The following is a 23,208-nucleotide window of genomic DNA, read 5'->3' as shown; positions in this document are numbered from 1 at the left end:
TTCACTCCTTAATTTTTTTCTTTTTAAACTGCTTATCTATTAAACCTAAACTTGCTAAAGCAATCATAACAGGGGCAAATTGATAAAGGTAACGTGAATTTGTTTCCCATAGAATAAGGAAAAAACTCAATCCAACAAAGGCCAAAGCTGGAATAAACCAGGGATTTGACCAATTTCTCTTGCTGATTAAAATTCGCCAGATTTGACGCCACAGCAAAACAACTAGGCCAATCCAATAAAGGGTTTGAACAGCCTTTAGCATAAACCAACCCGTTATATTACCAGGTCCATCCAAAGAAAATGAGGTTCCTGATAAATAATCAAAGTAACGATTAATAAATTTATTTTCATGATGATAAGTATAAAACGAACTGTTCAAATCGCCATATAACCAAGTATAGGCCAACTTGCGTCCAATTTGTCGCACAACTCCAACAGGTCCCATCTTCTTAAGATTGTCTATGAATAGTTGTTTATCAGCCGCTTTTTTCGCTTCATAAGTTGGGAAAGATTCAGAATAAAGTCTCACTTTCTTATTGAATCCACCCGTTTTATTAGTTGGCGACCAAGACATAGCAATCCAGTGCATCATCGGAAGATTACGACGTTCATTAGCCTCTTGAGAAAAGGCTGGCTCGGTCGCAATAGTTGCTTTAACCATGAAATGTCCACCAACAAATAAAATAGCAAACATTGGAAGTAAAAGCAAAAGTTGTTTCCATTTTTTATTAAGTCCAAGGAAAATCAAAACAGCAATAAGCACAATTAACACTGTTGGCTTAAATTCATAACCTATAACTGCCAACACTGTTGCCAAAAAATACCATAGAACTTGTTGAGTTATTTTTTGTGATTTAATGGCATAAATAAAGAACAACAAACTAAAGGATACAAAAGGAAGTGTAATCGTATCACTGTAAAGTTGTGCACCATAAACGTAAAAAGGTAAGAACCCAAGGGCACAAACATTGTATAAGAGCGCATGCCTTTTCCCGCTCAATGCCTTAACACTTAAGGTTCCAGCTACAACTCCGAGACTTGTCAATAGTGCAGACACTGCTGTCACAACCCACATTTTTAGTTCAACACTTCCTGCAAATGGAGAGAAAACTTGATTAAATAAAATCCCTAAAAATTGATTGTTTGGATAACGAAGAAAATATCCTAAACGCGAAGCAGTTTCAGGTAACAGTCCAAAAGATTGACCATGGAGTTCTGTCGTAGAATTAAATATAACGAAATAGTCCCAAGCATGCTTACTATCAGGCACATGTATCATAAAAAGAAACGGCAAGATAAAAGTTAACAAAGCTACTACCCAAAAGCTTATTCGATAATATTTTGTTACTGACAAGTCTGTCAGTAACTCAATTTTACTGACAGACTTGTCAGTAGTTTCATTTTTATTCTTTGAGTCAAAAAGTTTTTTTGATAATTTATAAATTCCAACAAAATAAAAATAGGCTGCTATTAAAAGAATATTTCCTAACAAAAGTGCAATGATGTGATCTTCGTTCCACACTTGCGTCAAAGAAATAGCAATCCCGTTAATTAAAAGAAAGAGTCCTATCATTAAGGCAAGACAGAATCCTTTTTTATACTTAATAAATACTATATTATTCATATTACCATTTTACCATAGCTTGGCTTTTGTTTCTTACAATAACCTTAATTTTTAGATGATAATTTCTCATTTTTTACTTCACATTTATAAACTACACTATAGTTAACGCTTACGACTCTAATTGCAACAGAATTTTTTCTTAATTCATTACTAAAGCAACTATTATTCCTAAAATTGTTCCACCCATCACTTGAATTGGTGTATGCCCCAATAATTCTTTTAAATTTTTATCTACTTTGATTCCGGCATTTTCGACATTTTGTAACATTCGATTAATAATTCTGGCTTGATTTCCTGCCTGTCTTCTAATACCTTGGGCATCATATAAAACGACGAAGGCTAAAACAGTAGCAATAGCAAAAAGCGATGAATCAAATCCTTGTCTCAATCCAGTAGCCGTTGCCAAAGCAACAACCAATGAACTATGAGAACTGGGCATCCCACCTGTTGCAAAAATTAATTGCCAATTAATACGATGTGTCCGAATAAGTTCGATAATTATTTTAATTAACTGAGCCAGAGCCCAACTCACAATGGCTGTCATTAAAATTTGATTATGAAAAATCTGATTAAAAAAGTTCATAATAGTCTCCTTTTACTAATTAAAACCTACTAACTATCAGTAACTCTATTATAAATCATCTATCTTTTAATGATGTCTGATTTGCTGACAAATACAGAAAGTCTGTCAGTAAATATAGTTCTTTTTTAAATACAAAAAAGAACAAGTTTAAACTTGTTCTCTAAGCTTTTCTAATTGTTCATTGAATATCTCAGGAGCATCAACTTGGAATTCCATAAATTCACCAGTTGTTGGATGGTCAAAACCTAATGTTTCAGCATGCAAAAATTGCCCTTTATTAGGTGTCAATGTTTTATTTGGCCCATAGAGTGGATCACCAGCCACAGGATGACCAATGTAATTCATATGTACACGAATCTGATGTGTACGCCCAGTTTCCAAGCGTAATGCAATCAAAGTATAGCCATAAAATCGTTCTAAAACCTCAAAATGAGTCACGGCTGGTTTTCCGCCAGAAACTACAGCTTGTTTTTTGCGATCTTTAAGATTACGACCAATTGGCGCTTCAATGGTTCCTTTATCATTAGCAATTTCACCGTGGACAATCGCTAAATAACGACGTTTGCTAGTCTTATCTTTTAATTGTGCTGCCAAACTTTCGTGTGCTTTATCATTTTTGGCAATCATCAAAAGACCACTCGTATCCTTATCAATACGATGCACAATTCCTGGACGAATTACACCATTAATGCTTGAAAGATCTTTGATATGATACATGATTGCATTAACCAATGTTCCTGAAGCATGACCGGCTGCAGGATGAACTACCATTCCCTGAGGTTTATTTACTACTGCAACATCTGAATCTTCATAAATGATTTCTAGTGGCAAATCTTCAGCAACAATATCAAGAACTTCCGCTTCCGGAACTTCAAATTCAATCCTGTCCCCTACTTTTACTTTATACTTTGCTTTTTTGGCTTCACTGTTAACAAACACTTTATCATTTTTAATAAGTTCTGTCAGTAAACTTCGTGAATATTCTGTTTGATTGGCAAGCGCCTTGTCAAGACGTAAGCCTTTGTTTTCTTCGTTAATTTTTATGATAGGCAAGTGTGTTTTCCTTTTTATAAATGTTAAATAAAACTTTCTGTCAGTGATTTTTTAATCAATTTATTTTGTTTCTTTGTCTGTCAAAATTGCAATGAAAAGAAGAACAAAACCAACAGATAATAAGATATCAGCAATATTAAAAATTGGAAAATTAATAAATTCAGTTTGGAACATATCAACAACAAATCCTTGACGAATTCGGTCAATAAAATTTCCCAAAGCACCCGCAATAATTAAAGTTAATCCAATAAAATACCAGTTTTGTGCCATTTTTTTCCATAAAAACCAAAGGGCAACAACTAAGACGATCGGTGTTAAGACAAGGAAAAACCATTGTTGACCTGAAAATGAAGACCAAGCTGCTCCATCATTTTTGATATAAGTTAAACTAAGAACATTAGGCCAAATTTTTTCTGTATCTCCAAGCTGAATATTAGCAACAATCCAATTTTTAAAAATTTGGTCAGCAACAATTCCAACAACGATAATAACAAGTGACAGTAGTTTTTTCATGCTTTAATTATAGCATATTTCGCAATCTGATAGCTCGCTAGAACAGTTTTTATCCTATTTCAAAATAAAAAGCGCATTTAAATAAATGCACTTATAGATAAATTAGCCAATCTTTCTCATCAAATCAACCATTTCAATTGCTCCAACCGCTACTTCAAAACCTTTATTTCCAGCTTTTGTGCCTGCACGCTCAATGGCTTGTTCTATATTTTCAGTTGTTAGCACACCAAACATGACCGGAATATTAGAGTTTAAGGAAACATGAGCAATCCCCTTAGAAACTTCATTACAAACAAAATCATAATGAGAAGTTGAGCCTCTGATGACAGTCCCTAAACATATAATTGCTTCATATTTATAGGAAGTCGCCATTTTTTGGGCAATAAGGGGAATTTCAAAAGCCCCAGGAACCCATGCTATATCAATTTCTTCTTCCTGGACTCCATGTCTTTTGAGTGCATCTAATGCTCCTGACAAAAGTTTTGCATTGATAAATTCATTAAATCGAGCAACTACAATCCCATATTTTGCATTCTCTGTTCTTAAATTTCCTTCAATAATTGTCATATTTCTATCCTTACTTTCTATTTTACTTTAGTCAAACAAATGTCCCATTTTATTTTGTTTTACTTTTAAATAATCACGGTCAAAAGGGTTATCTTTGATTTGGAGAGCTACTCTTTCTTCAACTACTAGACCATATTTTTGAAAATCATTAATCTTTTGCGGATTATTAGTCATTAATTTCAATGATTTCACCCCAATTATTTTTAGAATTTGTGTTCCAATGGAATATTCTCGCTCATCTTCTTCAAATCCCAAAGCTAAATTAGCTTCAACTGTATCAAGTCCTTCATCTTGAAGTGAGTAGGCACAAAGTTTATTAATCAAACCAATTCCACGTCCTTCTTGTCGAAGATATAAAAGCACGCCACGCCCCTCATCATTTATTTTTTTTAATGCCTCTTCTAATTGTTCACCGCAGTCACATTTCAAAGAACCAAAAGCATCACCAGTTAAGCATTCTGAGTGAACGCGGCAAAGAATAGCTTGACCGTCACCAATATCTCCTTTAACTAAAGCAACATGGTGCTCACCATTTATTTTATTGACAAATCCTAAAATATCAAACATACCATATTTCGTTGGTAGCTTGGCTCTAGTCACCTGTTCTACTTGCAGTTCATTTTGCTTAAGATACTCTTGAATAGATTTAATCGTGATATATTTCAAGCCCCACTCTTGCGCTTTTTCCTTCAGTTTCTCCTTATGCATCATTGTTCCATCTTCGTCCATTATTTCAACGCAGACACCTACTTCTTTTAAACCAGCCAGACGCAACAAGTCAACCGTAGCCTCAGTATGACCATTTCGCTCTAAAAGGCCATTTTTCTTGGCAATAAGTGGAAATACATGACCTGGTCTACGAAAATCACTTGGTAAACTCTCGGCATCAACAAGTTTTTTTATGGTTAAGGCCCGTTCAAAAGCCGAAATTCCTGTGCTAGTTTCAATATGATCAACCGAAACTGTAAAAGCTGTTCCATGATTATCTGTATTTTTCTCTACCATTGCTTCTAATTGTAAATTCTTAGCATAAGTTTCACTGAGTGGTGCGCAGATCAAACCTTTGGCCTCACTTGCCATAAAATTAATTATTTCTGGGCTGATAAATTCGGCCGCACAGATAAGGTCGCCCTCATTTTCCCTATTTTCATCGTCACTAACAATAATCATTTCCCCTGCTTTAAGTGCAGCAAGTGCTTCTTCTACTTTATTATATTGGAACATTTTATCTCCTATAAAAATCCGTTGTTAAATAGTTTTTCTTTAGTTACTGAAGATTCTTTCATCGAAGAACTACTATCGCCCCATAATTTTTCTATATATTTCCCTAAAATATCATTTTCTAAATTAACAGTATCACCCACTTTTTTATCTGCCATTATCGTCTCTTTGAGCGTATGTGGAATAATGGAAACACTAAAAGATTTCGACTTAACCTGAGCAACTGTAAGACTAATCCCATCAATCGTAATTGAGCCTTTTTCGACGATGTATCTCATTAAATTTAAGCTCGTTTTGATTTCAAACCAGATGGCATTTTCTTCTTTTTTTACTTCTAAAATCTGGCCAACTCCATCAATATGCCCTGACACAATATGCCCGCCAAATCGGCCATTTAAAGGCATCGCTCGTTCTAAGTTAACTTTGGCACCCACATTTAAGGTCCTAAGATTTGAGCGATTTAGACTTTCAGGCATAATATCAGCCGTAAATTCTTTTTGATTAAATGCAGAAACGGTCAGGCATAAACCATTTGTTGAAATAGAATCTCCAAGTTTCATATCCTCTAAAATCAAGGAAGCACGGATACTAATTTTGAAGGATTTTTCTCTTTTTTGCAGGCAACTCACTTCCCCTATTTCTTCAATTATTCCTGTAAACATTAAAGAAGCTCACTTTCTAATAAAATATCTTCTCCTAGATAGGTTATTTGAGGCCTTTCTAGGAGATAGGCTTGATTGGGTTGCTCGATTCCATGCCCTTCAACTGGACTTGGTGCTTCTTTTCCACCAAATATTTTAGGGGCAATATAAGTTTGAACTTTTTGAACTATCCCTGCTTTTAATGCCGAAGCATTTAATGTTCCTCCACCTTCCAAGATGATACTGTCAATCCCTTTTTCTCCTAACTTTTTGGTCAATTCTTTCAAATTCAATCTTCCTTCTAGGTAAGAAACTAAGATAATTTCACAACCCGCTTTAAGAAAGGGAGCTTGTTTTTCGGGGTCAGACTCAGCTGTAGCAATAATCGTTGGAATTTCAGTAGCTGTAGAAATAATCTTGGAAGCTAAAGGGCTTCTTAAATGAGTATCACAAATGATTCTTATCGGGTTTTTTCCATTTTCCAACCTGACAGAGAGTTGTGGATCATCTAAAATAAGCGTTTCAACACCAATCATAATTGCCATAAAACGTGAACGGTCTTGATGTACTTTCTGTCTTGCAATTTCACCTGTAATCCATTTTGACTGACCTGCTGATGTCGCAATTTTTCCGTCTAAAGTCATTGCATACTTCATCATGACATAAGGAAGCCTTTGACTAACATAATAAAAGAAAATTTTATTTAATTCTTCACATTCTTTTTCTAAAACATTGATAGAAACTTCAATTCCAGCTTCTCTCATTGCTTTAATTCCTTTTCCTGAAACTAAGGGATTGGGGTCTAAATGCCCGATAACAACACGCTTAATTCTATTTTTTATTATCGCTTCAAAACAAGGGGGTTGTTTTCCCTGATGCGCACAAGGCTCTAAGGTCACATAAAGCGTGGCTCCTTCGGGAGATTCGTTACAACTCTTAAAAGCATTGATTTCCGCATGAGCTTCCCCATATTTTTCATGATAACCTTGACCAATAATTCTTCCTTCTTTGACAATAAGGGCTCCTACTTGAGGGTTAGGGTTGACATTACCACCTCCTTTTTTTGCAAGTACAATTGCTAAATCCATGTAGTATTCGTCTTTTTTCATCTATTCATCCTTTCTAATAAAAAATAAGACCCTAAAATAAAATTTCAGGGTCTTTTGATAAATTTTCTATTTTTTTTCGAGCAAAAAAGCAGCTCAAAAAACCAAAAATGGAGTGAATTATATCAATTCACTCCAGAGTTTTAGGCTAAATAGACATAATACTGACTAGAGTATTATGGTTTTATTATCTTCTTTCATCCAGACTATACTGTCGGCCTCGGAGTTTCACCGAATCATGCTGCAAGCAGCTCGCGGGCTATACCGCCGGTAGGGAATTACACCCTGCCCTGAAGATTTATTCAATTGTAGCTAAAGTATAGCATTTAAATTTAAAGATTGTCAAGAAATAAAAACGTATTCTTTAAGTTAACAAATTAAAATCAAACATTAAAAGTTCACAGACAGATAGTACAAGCGAACATCACCCTACTTTATTAAAGTCCAATATAGTTAAATATTATTTAATTTTATAATCAAAACTCTCAAGAATTTTTCCTGTCTTGTCCTTTAAAACAAATCTCATTTTAAAATTCATCTCTTTAACCCATTGATGTTCTGATTTTGTAAGTTTTATTCCTTCTGCACTCTCCATTCCCTCTATTATCCATTTTTTTATCATAGGCATATCATTTTTGACATAAGAAACATAATCATTTTCGACTATCAAAGTTACAACAATGGTATCTGTGCCACTTTCACTTGCTTTAATATCTATATAAAATGGATTTGAACCTTGAGAAGTTACAAGCTGCTTTTTCCCATTATTTATCGAGTGAGTTACCTCGTCTAGTAACTCTTGTTTTTCTACCTGATGATAAATTTTCGCTACTTTGGAAACACTAAAAAGGGTAACCACAAGAGATAAAAATATCATCCCCACAATCAAAGGAATTAACCATGGCAAAATTCTTTTCTTTTTCGGAGTAGTATCTGTTTTCTGTGTATTTTTGTTCATCATTTTCATCCTTTGTTCTCATAAATTAAATCTCTTATAATTCAGCCAGTTATAAAGCATTTGAAGATTTATCAACGGAATTTTTCTTTTTTGAATAATTGAACCATATAATTTTTGTTGAAGTTTGGATATTGTTGCTAAATTATTTTTATATTCCACGGCCTTAACTCCTTTTTCAGCGTTGTTTTCAATAATGGATATTTTTTCAAATCTCCCTTGATTACTATAATAAACCTTATATTCTTTTATTAATTTATTTTTTGTGATATTGAAATTTAAAACGTATCCAATTTTCTTTCTAGTATACATATTTATACCTGAGATAAATTTATCCTGATTCAAAGGAGATATCCCCTCTAAATCCTCAAAAGTTTTTCCTATCAGAATACTATTGTTCACAAAATCATATTCAATCACACCTGTCCTATCACTTACAGTGTTCACTACATCTCTCCAATTATCATAACGACTTTTTTCATTAAGATTAGGAATATAAATACTATTCAGATTATCTATTACGGCACACATAACAGGGGCTGTCCCTGATTTATGAGGAATATTCTGCGCATAATAAATTGAATAGACCCTAAAATTATGGTGGCCGTATCCAATAATGATTAATACAGAAACAATAAATATTAGGATAGGCAAAAATACTTTTCTAAACTTACCTCTTCTTTTTTTCACCATACTCATGAATTAAACCTCTTATAATTTAACCGATTATAGAGCCACTGAAGATTGATTATTGGCTTTTTTCTCTTTTGAACGATATCACCATAAAGTTTATTTTTCCAATAGGATAAAATCTCTTTATCCTTATTTGTAGGAATCGTTCGACTCTTATCTCCTATATCAATTGATAACAATCTACCCGAACGATTAAATTCATAGGCCCTGTAAATATTATCGTTTTTATCAGAAATGACTAAATTATATGTATTTTCAAAAAAATACCAACTGAAACTCACAAAATCTTGATTTGCCCTGTGATATTCTATATCAAATTGAGAAAAATTGTATGTGAAATACCTATTATATGACTGAACCCAATGTTGATTATCTTTGAATCTGTCTATTTCTGTGCTCCAATCCGCATGTGGAAGATAGACGCTTGATAAATTAAAGATAACTGCACACATAACAGGGTCTGTTCCTGACTTATGAGGAATATTTTGTGCATAATATATTGAATAAACCCTTAAATTTCGGTATCCATATCCACTAATTAATAATACAAAAACAATAAAAATGATGATAGACAAAAATACTTTTAAAAACCTCCCTTTTCTTTTTTTCACCATAGATTTTTAAACCAATTACCAACTGATTTAGCAACTTTTTTTACTGTATTCATGAATTAAACCTCTTATAATTCAACCAGTTATAAAGAAATTGAAGCTTTATCGACGGAACTTTCCTTTTTTTAACGATAATTGAATAAGCATCCCTTTTCCAATTTTCTATATTTTTTAAACTCAAATCTGTTGTTTTTTGCCTTAAAGTATAAAATCCTTTGTTATCTAAGTTTGATATGTACATCAATCTCCCAGAAAAGTCAAAAGATAGACATTGACTTTCAGAGTGTTCAAAGTTATAAAAACTTGTTCCAGCCTTTCCAGTAGAGTAAATTATTTGGTACTTTACCTTAGGTCCAATAGGATTATACTGAGGGAAGCCGACAGAAAGTTGAGCAGTTTTGGATAACTCAACATTTATTACAGTTTGTATAAAATCATATGTAATATCGCCCTTTTTATTACTTACAAAATTTAATACATCTCTCCACCTCTCCACATGGCATTTTTCATTTAGTTCCGGAATATAAATATTATCCAAGTTATCTATGACCGCACACATAACAGGGTCAGTACCAGTTCTATGTGGAACATGTTGAGCATAATAAATAGAGTAAGCGTGGAGATTCTTCTCTATTGAAAGAAAGGTCCATAATAATAAAATAAGTAAAACAAGTGGGAAAACCAAAAATAATACAATCTTTTTACGTCTTACCATAGACTCTTAAACCAATTACCGACTGATTTAGCAACTTTTTTTACTGTATTGACAACTTTTGAAGCAACAGATTTGACCGTATTTACCACCGAATGAACGACATTTGAAACAAGCTTTACAGCAGAATTAACAAAATTACTAACCGTTTTGGTGACCGTCTTGACGACTGGCGTAACATAATTATTATAGACATTACCTACAAAGCTAGAAACTCCATTATAGACGGATTTTAGACCGTTCCAAACTGTATTTCCAACATTTCGGATATTTTGTCCCACCCAATTTGCTGTTTGTCTAGCAAGCTCTGCGGCTCTTTGTACTGCTTCTTTAGCGACTCGAATAGCAGTATTGAGTGACTGTTGAGCCATTTTCACACTTTGATTAAAAAAAGATCTGGCATTCTGCCCAGCAGCTTTTGCTGTATTTACAAAGCTAGTGAAAACTTTTGAAACTGACTTCACGCCTTGGTTAAATACTTTAGAAGCTTGAGTTTTTAGGGAAGACAAGCTATTGGTAATGCTTTTGATAGGTTTTGTTGCTGAAGCATTTTTTACTGTGACCGTATCCGCCTTAGCAGAATTTCCAGTAAAAAAGGTTTTTACTTTATTTAATAGATTGCCTGTAACTTTTTTAGTTTGAACCAATATTTTTTTAGCCCCTGATAGAATTGTATCCCCTAAATCTTTAACATTTCCTATAAACCATTTACCCAAAAGAGAAAAGTAAGATTTCAATTGTCTACGACTTCTATACATTCCTAACAATGCTAACGCTGCTCCAGCGGGAGTCAATAAGGTAGCCAAGGAAGCCATACTATTTATTCCCTTCACTTTTTCATGCTCTATTCTTCTTGTTTTTTCAAGCTGTTTTGGTGACTGAGTGTACATATCAATAATTTGTTTAGTTCGTAATTTATTAGAAAAAGCGGGACTTGATTTAAATATTTCTGCATCTAAATCAGCCAAGGAATCAGGCTTATTAAGACCACCACTTAACACATCTCCTGTATAGCCATCTTGTTGTAAGATAATGTACTGCAACATATTTTTTGGCACAAATACCGGTATTCTCCCAAAAATCATCACTCCTCCAATCCTCTGAATTAGCGATTGAGCATTCCCACTATTCTCTGAAGCCGCCAAATCAGTAGCTAAGTGCGGAAAGTCAACATATTTATTATTTGAACCATGATTAGTATTTAAAGCATTTTTCAAGTCATCAGAGGCAAAAGGAACTTTCCCAAATTCATTGTAAAAAGGTTGAAAATTATCCCAATATTTTTGATTAGGAAACCAAATATGATACGACTGATATGCTAAAGCATTATCAACTGCATGATTCACATCTTGATGATTTCTTCTTGCTTCGATTGCCGCTTCATTCATGTAATCAATAACTGCGATAGATTCATTTCTGTTAAATCCTAAATTTTTTTCAAAATTTGAGAGCTGAGTTTCACTAAGACCTGTATCATTTGTATTATCTTTTTGGGACGTATCATAAGAGATAGTTTTAAAGTTCGGTGTAATAATATCCACCTGTGCTGGTTTCCATGTCAGAGGAATAACGATTGGCCCTGCTGTTTGCGAGTTTTGTGGCATGTAAGTTACCGTAGAGTTCGCATAACCTTCATTTTGATAGTTGAATGTGATATTAGGTCGGTAGTTTATGCCAGCATAAGAAACATCATTATTATTTTTGGGATTATAAACGTATGGCTTGGGTTGATAAATAAGATTGATAACAGGATAGTTCGGCATATTATCATTTTCCATCATACTAACAAAACTATAGTTAGGATAAGTGGGGATAGGGAGATTATAGTCTTGATTAGTGAAACCAAGATAATAATCTGTTGGTGCAATAGTGTGTCCGAACTCGTCCAGATAATTAACAGTGATATCTTGCCGAATTTGAGTATTCATGTGGGCTTGCAGCGCTGAACCAAAAAGGTCATAGCGCACCCCCTGTGCAAAGAAATAAGAATCTTCTGCTCGCTCTGGTGCAGGGGCATAGTAGTTATAGTAAAACTCTGAAACAAATCCAGCACCCAAATAACCACCATAAGGAAGACTAGCCACACCATCTAACCCTGGATAATTCGGCGAAGCGTCGTAGATAGTATCTCCATCTTGTTTGAGATTGGTCGTTTGAGGTAAAATGGTCACGATATTCGCTAGGTCTGTTTGGACGCCTTGTGCAATGTCAATATCTGTCGTGATAAATGAAGCAATAACTGGAACTTCTGTCGTCGTATCGTGTTTGACAATCTGGTAAATCAAACTGAGCGCATTTGCTCCATTGTATAGACAAACAATAGAATTTCCACCTGACTCCGCGATATTTTGTTCGCCAGTAAAAGCAAGTCCTTGCGGAATTCCGTCTGCTCCTTCATTGGCTTGCCAATTGTCTTTATCACTTGATGCTACTGTATAAATCATATCAAGGTCAAGACCAGAGAGCGTTTTTCCGACATAGGTAATACGCCCACTATCTCCGTCATTCATGGTATAGGTGGTAGCGGGAATGATTGGACCATCTTGTACTCCAAAATTTTCTTGATTGAGTTGTCCAGTAGCTGTGCCTTTTATGGCAATGACTTGGGTTCGTTCTGACCAATGTAGCCCACTAGGATCAAGAAGATTATCATCGGTAATGTCTTTTCCCTGAAGCGTGATATTAACACCATCAAAAACAGCAGAACCTGTGGCATTGTTATCTACTGCTCCTGTAACTTGAATGTTTGTAATTTCTGGACTTTTTGATTGTGAGGGATTTGTTGGTTTTCCCTGACTTTCTGATGATAAGCTCGTCGTTGGATCACTAGTTTGAGCTTGTGTCGCTGTGGTTTGAGTCGTGACATCTGCTGTTGTAGTAGTTTCATTTGCAATCGTTGACGCAGGTTCATTTATCGAACTTTCACTACTTGCTTTTGTTAATGATATAGCGATTGAGCTTTGGTTCGATTGAGTAGGCGAATTTGTGTCAACGGTTGGACTTTTAGTAGTTAAAATATTTGTGGAACTTGAAGCTTGACCTGTATTTTCCGTATTTGATACTACTGCTGGTTCTTCAGTTGTCGAGTCAGAAGCGGCAAGAGAAGAATTCACAGTTGGACTTACAGGACTGCTTTGAGTCGTCACATCACTACTTTGTGTCATTGTTTCTGTATTAGAAGGGACTTCGTCTGCTTGAGCAGTCAATCCTATACTTCCAATAACAAAAATTAAAAGTATTCCGCTACTAAAAAGCCAGATTTTACCTGACTTCCACGTACGGAAATGATGTTTTTGTTTTTCCAATGCTAAAATCTCCCATTTTTAATTATGTTACTATTCTGACTATTCAAACAGTATATCATAAGAAAAACAAATTGTAAAATTAGGAAATGTTTTTGTAATTTAACGAAATCATGCGCAGATTATAGAAGTTATTAATCAAATTTTTTTATTTATTTGCTCAAAAATTACAATTTTGCTAAAATGGCTCTATTAGAACATAGGATATCTTATCATGCAAGAAATAAAAATAAACCCTCAACTCACTTGGCTTTCTTTTAATGTCGAAGACCTTAGAAATACTTCTGAACTTGCTACTTATGGTATTGACTTAGAAACGCTTCAATATGCCGAAGATAAAAATGAACGCCCTCACACGGAGTTCATTCCTGATAGTCAAGACTTTGTACTGATTTTCAATAGTCTGGATTTACTCAATTCAGAAGTTCATTATAAGACGGTTCCCATTACTTTTGTAGCACAAAAAAATCGATTAATTACTCTTTATCATCCAGAAAATGAATATTTAATTAATCAAATTAAAAAATATTGTTTTCAAAATGAACCAGAAACGGTTTATCATCTTCTTTTCATCAGTTTATTTTTGATTTCAGAGGCTTTCTTTCCTTACTTAGAAAAAATCGATAAATCAAAAGAAGAAATTAATCAAAAGTTGCGTGAAAAAACAACAAAGAAAAATTTGTTGGCCCTTTCTGATATTGAAACGGGAATGCTGTATATTGTATCTAGTGCCAACCAAAATACTTTACTACTTGAACAACTTAAAACTAAAAGTATTTACAGACAGTTCAATGAAACTGAAAAAGAGCAGCTTGAAGATGCAATTATCGAAGCACAGCAGCTTGCCAGTATGACACAACTTAATGCTCAAATTCTTGAACAATTAGCAGGAACTTATAATAATGTCCTTAATAATAATTTGAATGATAATATGACAACTTTGACAATTGTTTCTGTACTTTTGGCAGGATTAGCAGTCATCACTGGTTTTTTTGGAATGAATGTACCACTTCCACTTACTAACCAAAAAGATGCTTGGGTTTGGATTATTGGTGCTTGTATTATTCTTTGGCTACTTTACGCGGCACTCTTTCGTTATATTATTGGTCGAAGACAATAAAAAAATCAGCCAAAGCTGATTTTTTTTATTTTATTTTTACGCTTGCAATTTTTTCAAGATCATCAGCAATTGGATGTCCATTGCTTGTTCGATCTGATAATGATAAATCGCACAAATTGATATCGTATTTCTTACCAGTCTCACTGATAACTTCTAATACTTGTTCATCAGTTTCTTTTGTCGCTGGTGCTTTAGCTTGACTGAACAAATCTAATTCTTCGGTCAATGCTGATAAATCAGCAGTTGAATTGATTAAGCCGGCTGCAAAGACGGTATGATTATTTGTCTTCAAGGTTCGTAGTACTTGAAGACCACGGTTAGCACGTGAGGTGGCCGGAATATCATCCGTCTTAACACGTTTGATAAATGCCCGTTGAGTCAAAAGGTACCAACTATTTGAGTTAACAAAGAAGGCGGACTTAATTTTATCGCCATTTTTGAGATTCATGGCCTTGACTCCTGCAGCTCTAGCACCCAAAACTGGAACGTCATCAAGATTAAAGCGAAGGGCATAACCATTTTCAGAAATAAGCATGAGGTCTGCAAATTGAACTGGGGTGATTAGAACAATTTCATCATCTTCTCCTTTAAGTTTAGCATATGGAGTAGATTTTGAACGATAGGTCCGCCAAGGGGAGAAACTTTCACGTTCAATTTGTTTTATTTGTCCATTTCTTGTGACAACAACTAGATTTTCACCAGCAAATTCATCCACAATCTGAACAAAAATTACTTTCTCATCAGCTGAGAAATTAGAGAGACTTTGAGATAGATGCTCACCAATATCTTTCCAACGGATATCAGAAAGTTCATGGATTGGGCGATAAATGACATTGCCAAGATTTGTGAAAAGTAAGAGATGTTGAGTTGTTTTAGCATTGGCATAATAAAGGAGCTCGTCATCATCACGTTTACCAATTTCTTCAAGTGCTGAGGAAGCAAATGAACGTGGTGAAGTACGTTTGATGTAACCTGAACGAGTTACTGAAACTACAGTATCCTCTGCCACAATCAATTCGCTCGCTTCAATTTCAATGGTTTGAACTTCATCTTGTAATTCGCTACGGCGTGGTTTGGCAAATTTTTTCTTAACTTCACGAAGTTCGCGTTTCATTAAATTAAACAAGGTACGTTCATCATTAATAATCGCTTTAAGTTCGAGAATTTTTTGCTCTAATTCAGCTTGTTCATTTTGTAGAGTGACAATATCGGTGTTGGTCAAACGATAAAGTTGTAAAGTAACAATGGCTTCGGCTTGCTCTTCGGTAAATCCAAATGAAACTTTGATATTTTCTTTGGCATCTGCTTTATTTTCTGAAGCACGAATCGTTGCGACCACTTCATCTAAAATAGAAACCATGCGAATCAAACCTTCAACAATATGAAGTCTTTTTTCTGCTTTATTTAAATCAAACTGCGAACGTTTAACGATAACATCTTCACGGTGTTTGACATAAGAACGGAGCATTTGTAAGACACCGGTTTGAACAGGAGTCATATTATCAATTGCGACCATGTTGAAGTTATAATTCACTTGTAAATCAGTATTTTTAAACAAGTAATTCAAAACAAGCTGGCTATCAGCTTCTTTCTTTAATTCAATTGCAATCCGAAGCCCTTCACGGTCTGACTCATCTCTGACTTCTGCAATTCCGGGCACTTTAGCATTGACACGAACATCATCAATTTTCTTGACTAAGTTTGCTTTGTTGAGCTCAAAAGGAATTTCAGTAACAATAAGTTGCTCACGACCGCCTTTCATTGGTTCAATATCGACTTTTGAACGAACAACGATGCGCCCTTTTCCTTTTTCGTAAGCTTTTCTGATTTCGCCTTTTCCTTGAATAATCCCACCAGTAGGAAAATCTGGTCCTGGTAAGAATTCCATGATTTTTTCTACATCAGCTTTAGGATGGTCAATCATATGAATGGTTGCATCAATGACTTCCCCCAAATTGTGAGGTGGAATATCTGTCGCATAACCGGCTGAAATTCCGGTTGAGCCATTGACTAAAAGATTTGGGAAAGCTGCTGGTAAAACCGTTGGTTCTTTCTCAGTATCATCAAAGTTCCAAGCTTGACTTACTGTATCTTTCTCAATATCTGCTAAAAGATAGCCTGAAATTTCTGAAAGACGGGCTTCAGTATAACGCATAGCGGCTGGTGGGTCACCGTCCATTGAACCATTATTACCATGCATTTCGATTAAAGGTTCGCCCATTTTCCAGTCTTGACTCATCCGAATCATCGCTTCATAGATTGAGCTATCTCCATGTGGGTGGAAATTACCCATGACATTTCCGACTGATTTCGCTGATTTACGATAAGACTTATCAAATGTGTTTCCGTCTTTATTCATTGAATAAAGAATACGGCGCTGTACCGGTTTTAAACCATCACGGATATCGGGAAGGGCCCGCTCCTGAATGATATATTTTGAATATCGACCAAATCGGTCACCCATTATATCTTCTAATGGTAAGGTTTGAATGTTTGACATATTTTAACTTTCTTTTTAGAAAATTTGTTTACTTTTTTAATTAATTATTTGCTAATTTATAAATAAATCTTTGATTTTTTACTGACAGTTCTCTGCTTTTGGCATTCTACAATATAAAATCACTTTTTCTATTCTACCACAAAATCAAAACGAAAAAAACTTACAAATTATTTATTGGTCAAAATTGATAAGATTGTTTATCTCTTTAAAATCTACTGACAGCTTAATTTGAAGTGAAAAAATTACTGACAAAGCTGTCAGTAAATTATTTCATCTTAGAATTTCAAAATCATATTGACATGTTTAATATCATCTTCGTAAAAGGGTTCAGAATTTTCAACAAAACCAAATGAAGCATAAAAATCACGCAAATAATATTGTGCTTCAATTGTTACTGCTTCTTCCCCATCTTCTTTAAGGACTTCTAAGGCTTTTTCAATGAGTCCTCTACCCAAATTTTGTCCACGAAATTCAGGATTGACAAGGACACGCCCAATTGAAGCCTCTGCAAATGAAATCCCTTTGGGAAGTAGGCGACAAAGGGCCATGAGTTGACCATTTTCATTTTCTAACCAGAGGTGTTTGGCTACTTGGTCTTTGCCATCAAGCTCTTGATAAGGGCAGTTTTGCTCCACAACAAAGACAGCAGTACGCAGGCTTAAAAGTTGATACATTTCATCTAATGTAAGTTGATTAAAACTTTTTTCTTTCCAAATTGCTGTCATTTTTCTTCCTCCATAATCGTCACGAAATTGGCTTTTTGCATTTCTTTTAGAAAATCAGAATGAATTTTCACTTTCTCTGAATTATGTAAACGAATATTTAAACTCGAACCTACGGAGTACTCTCGTTCAATCGAAATTCCAAGAACTTCAAAACGTTCCCATTTTCGCTCAAGATTTTGCTGATAATAGACTAAAGCTTTGGTGATTGGTAAATTTAACTTTCTGCGAAGGCTGTCAGTAATTTCATCAGAGCTGTCACCAAATAAATCTAACTGACCGAGTTCGTCAGTAACTTCTGATTCTACTGACAGCTCAACTTCTTCAATTTTCTGTAAATATTGATAAAGTTTTGCCGTGATTAAGCAGTCGTTGAGCGCGTCATGCGAACGTAAATCATTCATTTCTAGTAGGTCTTTAAAATTTTCTAGAGCATAAGAAGACATAGTTAATAACTTTTTACTTTCTGCCAAAGTATCATAGACACGAAAAGCCTCAACATCAGTAATGGCACAATCAATAATGGCCTGATAAAGAAAAGAAATATCAAAAGGAGCATTATGAGCCACTAATAAATGGCCTTTGATGAAGTCTAAAAATTCAGGTAAAATTTCTTCAATCGTTGGTTGATTTAACAAATCAGCTGGTTTTATGCCAGTCAATTGTGTGATTTCAGTTGAGACATAAGAGCGTTGATTTTTTACTAACTGATTAAATCTAGCTTGCTCTTGATTATTCTCATCATATTTTACCGCTCCAATTTGAATAATTTCATTTTTTTGTGCAGAAAATCCTGTAGTTTCAAAGTCAAATACGACATATTTCTCAGACATTTTTATTCAGTTCCTCGATAATTTCTTTTGTTTTAATTAATTTCCCAAATTTTGGTATTTCGTCAGTTTTTGTTTTCTGGAAGTTTTTTAACTTTCTGTCAGCACAGGCGTCTTCAATTATCATCGCTTCAAATCCCAAATCCGCCCCATCTCTGGCTGTTTTTAATACTCCATTACTCATAGACACACCAGAAACATAAATTTTACTGACAGAATTATTTTTCAACTCGTCAGCTAAGCCATAATCAGATTGTTTAAATGCTGACGGCCCATATTTTACTAATTGATGTAATCTTGGATTTTTATCCAATTCATCTTGAAAAATCATCCGAGAAAAAGCTTTTTTAGCTGATTGCCAAAGTATTTTTGGTTCAACAGTCACAATATAAACTGGCTGATTTTTTTGGTCAAATGCAGAAATTAAAGCTCGATTATTTTCAATAATTTTATCCCAGCCATAAGGGACAGCATCTTTCGCTAATTTTTTAATGAATGCTTGCAAATCAATAATAATTAAAGCTGATTTTTGCATTTTTTCTCTTTTCATTTTTTATCTTCTTTTAGAATTTCTTCCATTATATCATAGCTGACAAAATGAAACAAAGTTTCTCTTGCTAGCTTTGCTGGCCTACGAATAGGCTTGTTGTTACACCTAAAGTGAGCAATAGTGATATTTAAATCATAAATTAAAGTAAAAAACCTCGAAAAATCGAGGTTAATTATTGAAGAAAGTAACTTAGAATACTGTTTCTTCTTCCATTGTAAATTTCACATTATTTTCAATCCATTTACGACGAGGTTCAACTTTATCCCCCATCAGTACTGAAACACGTTTCTCTGCTTGAGCCGCATCATCAATGGTCACTTGAATCAATGTCCGAGTTTCTGGGTCCATTGTTGTTTCCCAAAGTTGGTCAGCATTCATTTCTCCAAGTCCTTTATAACGTTGCAAATTAGCATTTTTACCAAATTGCTTGCGAAGTTCTGCTAACTCACCATCTGTCCAAGCATACTCAATTTTTTCTTTTTTGCCTTTTCCTTCACTCATTTTATAGAGTGGTGGAAGGGCAATATAGACATGACCCGCTTCAACCAACGGTTTCATATAGCGATAGAAAAAAGTCAATAAGAGCGTTTGAATGTGAGCTCCATCAGTATCGGCATCGGTCATAATAATGATTTTGTCATAATTACGGTCAGCCAAGGTAAAATCTGCCCCAACGCCAGCACCAATGGTATAAATCATTGTATTGATTTCCTCATTTTTGAGAATATCTTGCATCTTAGCTTTTTCGGTGTTAATGACTTTACCACGCAAAGGCAAAATGGCTTGGAATTTACGATCTCGACCTTGTTTAGCGGACCCTCCGGCAGAATCTCCTTCGACCAAATAAAGTTCATTTTTATTTGGATTTTTTGTTTGAGCAGGGGTTAATTTACCAGACAAAAGTCCTTTGTCTTTTTTAGATTTCTTTCCATTTCGTGAATCTTCACGCGCTTTACGAGCCGCTTCACGAGCCTCACGGGCTTTGATTGCTTTACGAATCAAATTTTGCGCTAATTCGCCATTTTCCATCAAATAGAAACTTAGTTTATCAGAAACCAAAGAATCAACAACTGGACGAGCTAAAGGAGAACCCAATTTATCTTTGGTTTGTCCTTCAAATTGAAGATGTTCCTCAGGAATTAAAACTGACAAGACGGCTGTCAAACCTTCACGATAATCCGAACCTTCGAGATTTTTATCTTTCTCTTTGAGTAAATTGACTTTACGAGCATATTCATTCATTGCTTTCGTAATTGCCGTCTTCAAACCTGCTTCGTGCGTTCCGCCATCTTTTGTTCGGACATTATTGACGAATGAAAGAATGTTTTCTGAATAGCCATCATTATATTGAAGGGCAACTTCAACTTCAAAACCATCTTGTTTTCCTTCAAAATAAAGAACTGGAGTTAAACTGTCTTTATCTTCATTAAGATAAGAAACGAAATCTTGAACCCCATTTTCATAATGAAATTCTTCTTTTTCATCTGTTCGTTTATCTTCAAGACTAATCGTCACTTCTTTTAAAAGAAAAGCAGACTCATTTAGTCGTTCTGAAATGATATTATATTTAAATTCAGTTGTCGAAAAAATACTAGAATCTGGCATGAAGGTAACTTTAGTCCCTGTTTTAGACTTTGGTGCTTTCCCAATTTTTTCTAAAGTTGTCGCTGGATGTCCACCATTTTCAAAACGTTGACGATAAACAGTTCCGTCACGAGTAATTTCAACTTCTAACCAAGACGAAAGGGCATTTACGACTGAAGAACCAACACCATGGAGTCCACCAGAAGTTTTATAACCCCCTTGACCAAATTTACCACCTGCGTGCAAAATAGTAAAAATTACTTCAACAGTTGGAATACCCATGGCGTGTTTCCCAACTGGCATTCCCCGTCCTTCATCTTCTACTGATAAAGAACCATCAGCATTAATGGTCACCGAAATTCTGTTACCAAAGCCAGATAAAGCTTCATCAACCGCATTATCTACAATTTCCCAAACCAAATGGTGCAAACCAGTTCCGTCAGTTGATCCAATATACATTCCTGGACGTTTTCTAACGGCATCCAATCCTTCAAGAACCTGAATCGCACTGTCATCATAGTTATTAATATCTATTACCATTTATTTCCCTCTCATCGAAAGCTTATATCTTCTATCTAAATCACTATTTTTTTATCCACAATGAGCTAATAAAAAATATTCATCTTGATTATTGTACCTTGTTCAGAAAGCTTTGTCAAAGGACTGCTGACAATTTTTTCATCTAATAGTAAGAATTTTTCCAAAAGTAAGTGAAGATGTTTCAATATTGTCAGTAATCTTTATTAAAAATATGATATAATTGTACAGTTAAAAGAGATTATCGATTTTAAACGAAATAAACTTCGGAGAACTTATGCTTACTATTATTCTTCTCATTGCCAGCTATCTTTTAGGGGCAATTCCATTCGGCTTATGGATTGGCAAGATTTTTTTCAAAAAAAATCTCCATGACTATGGCTCAGGAAATACTGGAACAACCAATACTTTTAGAATTCTAGGTGTAAAGGCAGGAATTTCAGTTTTTGCTTTTGACTTACTAAAGGGGACACTTGCTACTCTTTTACCCCTTTTCTTCCATATCAATGGTGTTTCACCTCTAATTTTCGGTCTTCTTGCTGTCATTGGACATACTTTTTCAATATTCGACCGCTTTAAAGGTGGAAAAGCTGTAGCAACTTCTGCTGGTGTGATTCTTGGATTTAGTCCTTTCTTTCTTATTTATCTCCTCGTTATTTTTATTCTTGTCCTCTGGCTTTTTAGTATGATTAGCCTCTCTAGCGTTGTGGCTGCTCTGTTCGCTTTGTTGGGAATTCTTATTTTCCCTAGCATCGGATTTATTCTTACTTCCTACGACCTTTTATTCTCAATTATTATTTTTGTTTTAGCAATTATTATTATTTTAAGACATAGAACAAATCTCAAAAGAATCAAAAATCATTGCGAATCCCTTGTCCCATTTGGTTTAAACTTATCAAAACAAAAAGAAAAATAGCACAATATGTTGTGTTATTTTTATAATTTTACATAATTCAACACAATATCTAGTATCTTTAATTTGACTAGATATTTTTTTTACGATAAAATAAGACTATAAAAAGTTGAGAAAAAGTCAAAGACTTTTTACTCTCACTAATAAAATACGTTTGTCCTCAAAGGAGATTTAAAATGGTTACAGTCTATTCTAAAAACAATTGTATGCAATGCAAAATGGTCAAAAAATGGCTCTCAGAACATGAAATTGCCTTCGATGAAATCAATATCGATGAACAACCTGAATTTGTTGAAAAAGTGATTGAAATGGGATTTCGTGCTGCACCTGTCATTACTAAAGATGACTTTGCCTTCTCTGGTTTCCGTCCTAGCGAATTAGCAAAGTTGGCTTAATATGAAACTTGCTTATTTCAGTGTGACTGGGCAAACACGTCGCTTTGTTTCCAAAACAAACTTACCAAATGTAGAAATTAGTCCTGACGATGATATAGAAATGAATGAACCTTTTCTTTTGATAACGCCAAGTTATGCCGAAGAATCTCCAACTGTTTCTAAATCAATAGACGTTATGGACCCTGTTTTTGACTTTATGGCTTATAATGATAATTATAAACATTGTCTAGGAATTATTGGTACAGGAAATCGTAATTTTGCAGGTATTTATATTTTTACTGCTAAAGAAATTTCTGCAAAATACCAAATTCCGCTTTTATATGATTTTGAGTTTAATGGTACACCAGCCGATGTTGCTGCTGTCGAAAAACTCGCTACACAGCTTGACAAAGGAGCGAAAGTCACCTTCAAAAATCCGCTGTGATTTTATGGCTTCACCCTAATGAGTGAAGCCTCTTTATTTTTAACTTTTTATT

At 34.5% G+C, this 23,208-nt stretch carries 22 protein-coding genes and 1 riboswitch; of the genes, 4 read left to right on the top strand and 18 right to left on the bottom strand.

The annotated features are described in order from the left end of the window. Position 1: 1 nt before the first annotated feature. The 13 genes from AB6B24_RS02890 to AB6B24_RS02830 form a co-directional block, all read right to left on the bottom strand. A complete protein-coding gene (locus AB6B24_RS02890) occupies positions 2 to 1,624 on the bottom strand; it encodes a glycosyltransferase family 39 protein (RefSeq protein WP_311802554.1) in 1,623 nt (540 codons plus the stop codon). Between the two features lie 139 nt (positions 1,625 to 1,763). Further along, the gene (locus tag AB6B24_RS02885; RefSeq protein ID WP_003130996.1) at positions 1,764 to 2,207 is read right to left on the bottom strand and encodes a divergent PAP2 family protein; all 444 of its coding nucleotides are present in this window, start codon (positions 2,205 to 2,207) and stop codon (positions 1,764 to 1,766) included. A 147-nt stretch (positions 2,208 to 2,354) separates the two neighbouring features. Beyond that, positions 2,355 to 3,260, bottom strand: a complete 906-nt coding sequence (locus tag AB6B24_RS02880) for an RluA family pseudouridine synthase (protein WP_003130995.1) — start codon at positions 3,258 to 3,260, stop codon at positions 2,355 to 2,357. Positions 3,261 to 3,320: 60 nt separating this feature from the next. After that, positions 3,321 to 3,773, bottom strand: a complete 453-nt coding sequence (gene lspA, locus AB6B24_RS02875; protein WP_012897620.1) for a signal peptidase II — start codon at positions 3,771 to 3,773, stop codon at positions 3,321 to 3,323. A 102-nt stretch (positions 3,774 to 3,875) separates the two neighbouring features. Continuing rightward, positions 3,876 to 4,340 carry a 6,7-dimethyl-8-ribityllumazine synthase gene (gene ribE / locus AB6B24_RS02870; protein WP_311802553.1) on the bottom strand — a complete coding sequence of 155 codons (465 nt, stop codon included), beginning with the start codon at positions 4,338 to 4,340 and terminating at the stop codon, positions 3,876 to 3,878. 27 nt (positions 4,341 to 4,367) lie between these two features. After that, entirely contained in the window at positions 4,368 to 5,564 is a 1,197-nt protein-coding gene (gene ribA / locus AB6B24_RS02865) for a GTP cyclohydrolase II (RefSeq protein WP_311802552.1), read from the bottom strand. A gap of 8 nt (positions 5,565 to 5,572) precedes the next feature. Then, on the bottom strand, positions 5,573 to 6,223 hold the full coding sequence (locus AB6B24_RS02860; RefSeq protein ID WP_195935427.1) for a riboflavin synthase: 651 nt from the start codon (positions 6,221 to 6,223) through the stop codon (positions 5,573 to 5,575). Then, positions 6,223 to 7,311: a bifunctional diaminohydroxyphosphoribosylaminopyrimidine deaminase/5-amino-6-(5-phosphoribosylamino)uracil reductase RibD gene (gene ribD, locus AB6B24_RS02855; protein WP_311802551.1), complete on the bottom strand. Its 1,089-nt coding sequence runs from the start codon at positions 7,309 to 7,311 to the stop codon at positions 6,223 to 6,225. Before ribD ends, AB6B24_RS02860 begins: the two co-directional genes overlap by 1 nt. A 182-nt stretch (positions 7,312 to 7,493) precedes the next feature. Next, positions 7,494 to 7,610, bottom strand: a riboswitch (FMN riboswitch). A 158-nt stretch (positions 7,611 to 7,768) separates the two neighbouring features. Beyond that, positions 7,769 to 8,266, bottom strand: coding sequence for a hypothetical protein (locus AB6B24_RS02850; protein ID WP_311804071.1), 498 nt, complete (start codon positions 8,264 to 8,266; stop codon positions 7,769 to 7,771). 18 nt (positions 8,267 to 8,284) lie between these two features. Beyond that, on the bottom strand, positions 8,285 to 8,962 hold the full coding sequence (locus tag AB6B24_RS02845; RefSeq protein WP_153241386.1) for a hypothetical protein: 678 nt from the start codon (positions 8,960 to 8,962) through the stop codon (positions 8,285 to 8,287). Next, positions 8,959 to 9,531 carry a hypothetical protein gene (locus tag AB6B24_RS02840; RefSeq protein ID WP_259746149.1) on the bottom strand — a complete coding sequence of 191 codons (573 nt, stop codon included), beginning with the start codon at positions 9,529 to 9,531 and terminating at the stop codon, positions 8,959 to 8,961. Before AB6B24_RS02840 ends, AB6B24_RS02845 begins: the two co-directional genes overlap by 4 nt. 88 nt (positions 9,532 to 9,619) lie before the next feature. Continuing rightward, positions 9,620 to 10,282 (bottom strand): hypothetical protein, encoded by a 663-nt coding sequence (locus AB6B24_RS02835; RefSeq protein ID WP_038601297.1) that lies wholly within the window; start codon positions 10,280 to 10,282, stop codon positions 9,620 to 9,622. Then, the gene (locus tag AB6B24_RS02830; RefSeq protein ID WP_311802548.1) at positions 10,276 to 13,584 is read right to left on the bottom strand and encodes a MucBP domain-containing protein; all 3,309 of its coding nucleotides are present in this window, start codon (positions 13,582 to 13,584) and stop codon (positions 10,276 to 10,278) included. The genes AB6B24_RS02835 and AB6B24_RS02830 overlap by 7 nt, the downstream gene beginning before the upstream one ends. Positions 13,585 to 13,795: 211 nt before the next feature. Here AB6B24_RS02830 and AB6B24_RS02825 point away from each other — a divergent pair, with 211 nt between their 5' ends. Further along, positions 13,796 to 14,701, top strand: a complete 906-nt coding sequence (locus tag AB6B24_RS02825) for a magnesium transporter CorA family protein (protein WP_015426257.1) — start codon at positions 13,796 to 13,798, stop codon at positions 14,699 to 14,701. 25 nt (positions 14,702 to 14,726) lie between these two features. Here AB6B24_RS02825 and parC read toward each other — a convergent pair whose 3' ends face one another. The 5 genes from parC to parE all read right to left on the bottom strand — a co-directional run bounded on the left by parC (position 14,727) and on the right by parE (position 21,427). Then, a complete protein-coding gene (gene parC, locus AB6B24_RS02820; protein WP_242327279.1) occupies positions 14,727 to 17,201 on the bottom strand; it encodes a DNA topoisomerase IV subunit A in 2,475 nt (824 codons plus the stop codon). A gap of 275 nt (positions 17,202 to 17,476) precedes the next feature. Beyond that, positions 17,477 to 17,926: a GNAT family N-acetyltransferase gene (locus AB6B24_RS02815; RefSeq protein WP_003130977.1), complete on the bottom strand. Its 450-nt coding sequence runs from the start codon at positions 17,924 to 17,926 to the stop codon at positions 17,477 to 17,479. Beyond that, on the bottom strand, positions 17,923 to 18,756 hold the full coding sequence (locus tag AB6B24_RS02810) for a PolC-type DNA polymerase III (RefSeq protein WP_003130976.1): 834 nt from the start codon (positions 18,754 to 18,756) through the stop codon (positions 17,923 to 17,925). Before AB6B24_RS02810 ends, AB6B24_RS02815 begins: the two co-directional genes overlap by 4 nt. Then, complete coding sequence (locus tag AB6B24_RS02805; protein ID WP_311802545.1) at positions 18,749 to 19,303, bottom strand: cysteine hydrolase family protein; 555 nt, start codon at positions 19,301 to 19,303, stop codon at positions 18,749 to 18,751. The genes AB6B24_RS02810 and AB6B24_RS02805 overlap by 8 nt, the downstream gene beginning before the upstream one ends. Positions 19,304 to 19,492: 189 nt before the next feature. Beyond that, positions 19,493 to 21,427, bottom strand: coding sequence for a DNA topoisomerase IV subunit B (gene parE / locus AB6B24_RS02800; RefSeq protein ID WP_047206310.1), 1,935 nt, complete (start codon positions 21,425 to 21,427; stop codon positions 19,493 to 19,495). 274 nt (positions 21,428 to 21,701) lie between these two features. Here parE and plsY point away from each other — a divergent pair, with 274 nt between their 5' ends. The 3 genes from plsY (at position 21,702) to nrdI (ending at position 23,156) form a co-directional block, all read left to right on the top strand. Then, on the top strand, positions 21,702 to 22,340 hold the full coding sequence (gene plsY / locus AB6B24_RS02795; RefSeq protein WP_047206312.1) for a glycerol-3-phosphate 1-O-acyltransferase PlsY: 639 nt from the start codon (positions 21,702 to 21,704) through the stop codon (positions 22,338 to 22,340). A 173-nt stretch (positions 22,341 to 22,513) separates the two neighbouring features. Beyond that, positions 22,514 to 22,732, top strand: coding sequence for a redoxin NrdH (locus AB6B24_RS02790; protein WP_012897612.1), 219 nt, complete (start codon positions 22,514 to 22,516; stop codon positions 22,730 to 22,732). A 1-nt stretch (position 22,733) separates the two neighbouring features. Then, entirely contained in the window at positions 22,734 to 23,156 is a 423-nt protein-coding gene (gene nrdI / locus AB6B24_RS02785; protein ID WP_029343796.1) for a class Ib ribonucleoside-diphosphate reductase assembly flavoprotein NrdI, read from the top strand. The last annotated feature ends 52 nt before the right edge of the window (positions 23,157 to 23,208 follow it).

This window comes from Lactococcus sp. AK05 (genome assembly GCF_041026685.1).
Taxonomy (GTDB): Bacteria; Bacillota; Bacilli; order Lactobacillales; family Streptococcaceae; genus Lactococcus; species Lactococcus lactis.
The sequence above is the reverse complement of the archived record's forward strand: the minus strand, read 5'-3'. Positions and strand labels throughout refer to the sequence as shown.

What these genes read in the sequence shown, in the direction of transcription:
- AB6B24_RS02890 (WP_311802554.1), bottom strand. Translation starts at nt 1,624, where the DNA reads ATGAATAATATAGTATTTATTAAGTATAAAAAAGGATTCTGTCTTGCC.
- AB6B24_RS02885 (WP_003130996.1), bottom strand. Translation starts at nt 2,207, where the DNA reads ATGAACTTTTTTAATCAGATTTTTCATAATCAAATTTTAATGACAGCC.
- AB6B24_RS02845 (WP_153241386.1), bottom strand. Translation starts at nt 8,962, where the DNA reads ATGAGTATGGTGAAAAAAAGAAGAGGTAAGTTTAGAAAAGTATTTTTG.
- AB6B24_RS02860 (WP_195935427.1), bottom strand. Translation starts at nt 6,223, where the DNA reads ATGTTTACAGGAATAATTGAAGAAATAGGGGAAGTGAGTTGCCTGCAA.
- nrdI (WP_029343796.1), top strand. Translation starts at nt 22,734, where the DNA reads ATGAAACTTGCTTATTTCAGTGTGACTGGGCAAACACGTCGCTTTGTT.
- AB6B24_RS02835 (WP_038601297.1), bottom strand. Translation starts at nt 10,282, where the DNA reads ATGGTAAGACGTAAAAAGATTGTATTATTTTTGGTTTTCCCACTTGTT.
- AB6B24_RS02825 (WP_015426257.1), top strand. Translation starts at nt 13,796, where the DNA reads ATGCAAGAAATAAAAATAAACCCTCAACTCACTTGGCTTTCTTTTAAT.
- AB6B24_RS02815 (WP_003130977.1), bottom strand. Translation starts at nt 17,926, where the DNA reads ATGACAGCAATTTGGAAAGAAAAAAGTTTTAATCAACTTACATTAGAT.
- AB6B24_RS02850 (WP_311804071.1), bottom strand. Translation starts at nt 8,266, where the DNA reads ATGAACAAAAATACACAGAAAACAGATACTACTCCGAAAAAGAAAAGA.
- AB6B24_RS02805 (WP_311802545.1), bottom strand. Translation starts at nt 19,303, where the DNA reads ATGAAAAGAGAAAAAATGCAAAAATCAGCTTTAATTATTATTGATTTG.
- AB6B24_RS02790 (WP_012897612.1), top strand. Translation starts at nt 22,514, where the DNA reads ATGGTTACAGTCTATTCTAAAAACAATTGTATGCAATGCAAAATGGTC.
- ribD (WP_311802551.1), bottom strand. Translation starts at nt 7,311, where the DNA reads ATGAAAAAAGACGAATACTACATGGATTTAGCAATTGTACTTGCAAAA.
- ribA (WP_311802552.1), bottom strand. Translation starts at nt 5,564, where the DNA reads ATGTTCCAATATAATAAAGTAGAAGAAGCACTTGCTGCACTTAAAGCA.
- parE (WP_047206310.1), bottom strand. Translation starts at nt 21,427, where the DNA reads ATGGTAATAGATATTAATAACTATGATGACAGTGCGATTCAGGTTCTT.
- lspA (WP_012897620.1), bottom strand. Translation starts at nt 3,773, where the DNA reads ATGAAAAAACTACTGTCACTTGTTATTATCGTTGTTGGAATTGTTGCT.
- AB6B24_RS02810 (WP_003130976.1), bottom strand. Translation starts at nt 18,756, where the DNA reads ATGTCTGAGAAATATGTCGTATTTGACTTTGAAACTACAGGATTTTCT.
- parC (WP_242327279.1), bottom strand. Translation starts at nt 17,201, where the DNA reads ATGTCAAACATTCAAACCTTACCATTAGAAGATATAATGGGTGACCGA.
- ribE (WP_311802553.1), bottom strand. Translation starts at nt 4,340, where the DNA reads ATGACAATTATTGAAGGAAATTTAAGAACAGAGAATGCAAAATATGGG.
- plsY (WP_047206312.1), top strand. Translation starts at nt 21,702, where the DNA reads ATGCTTACTATTATTCTTCTCATTGCCAGCTATCTTTTAGGGGCAATT.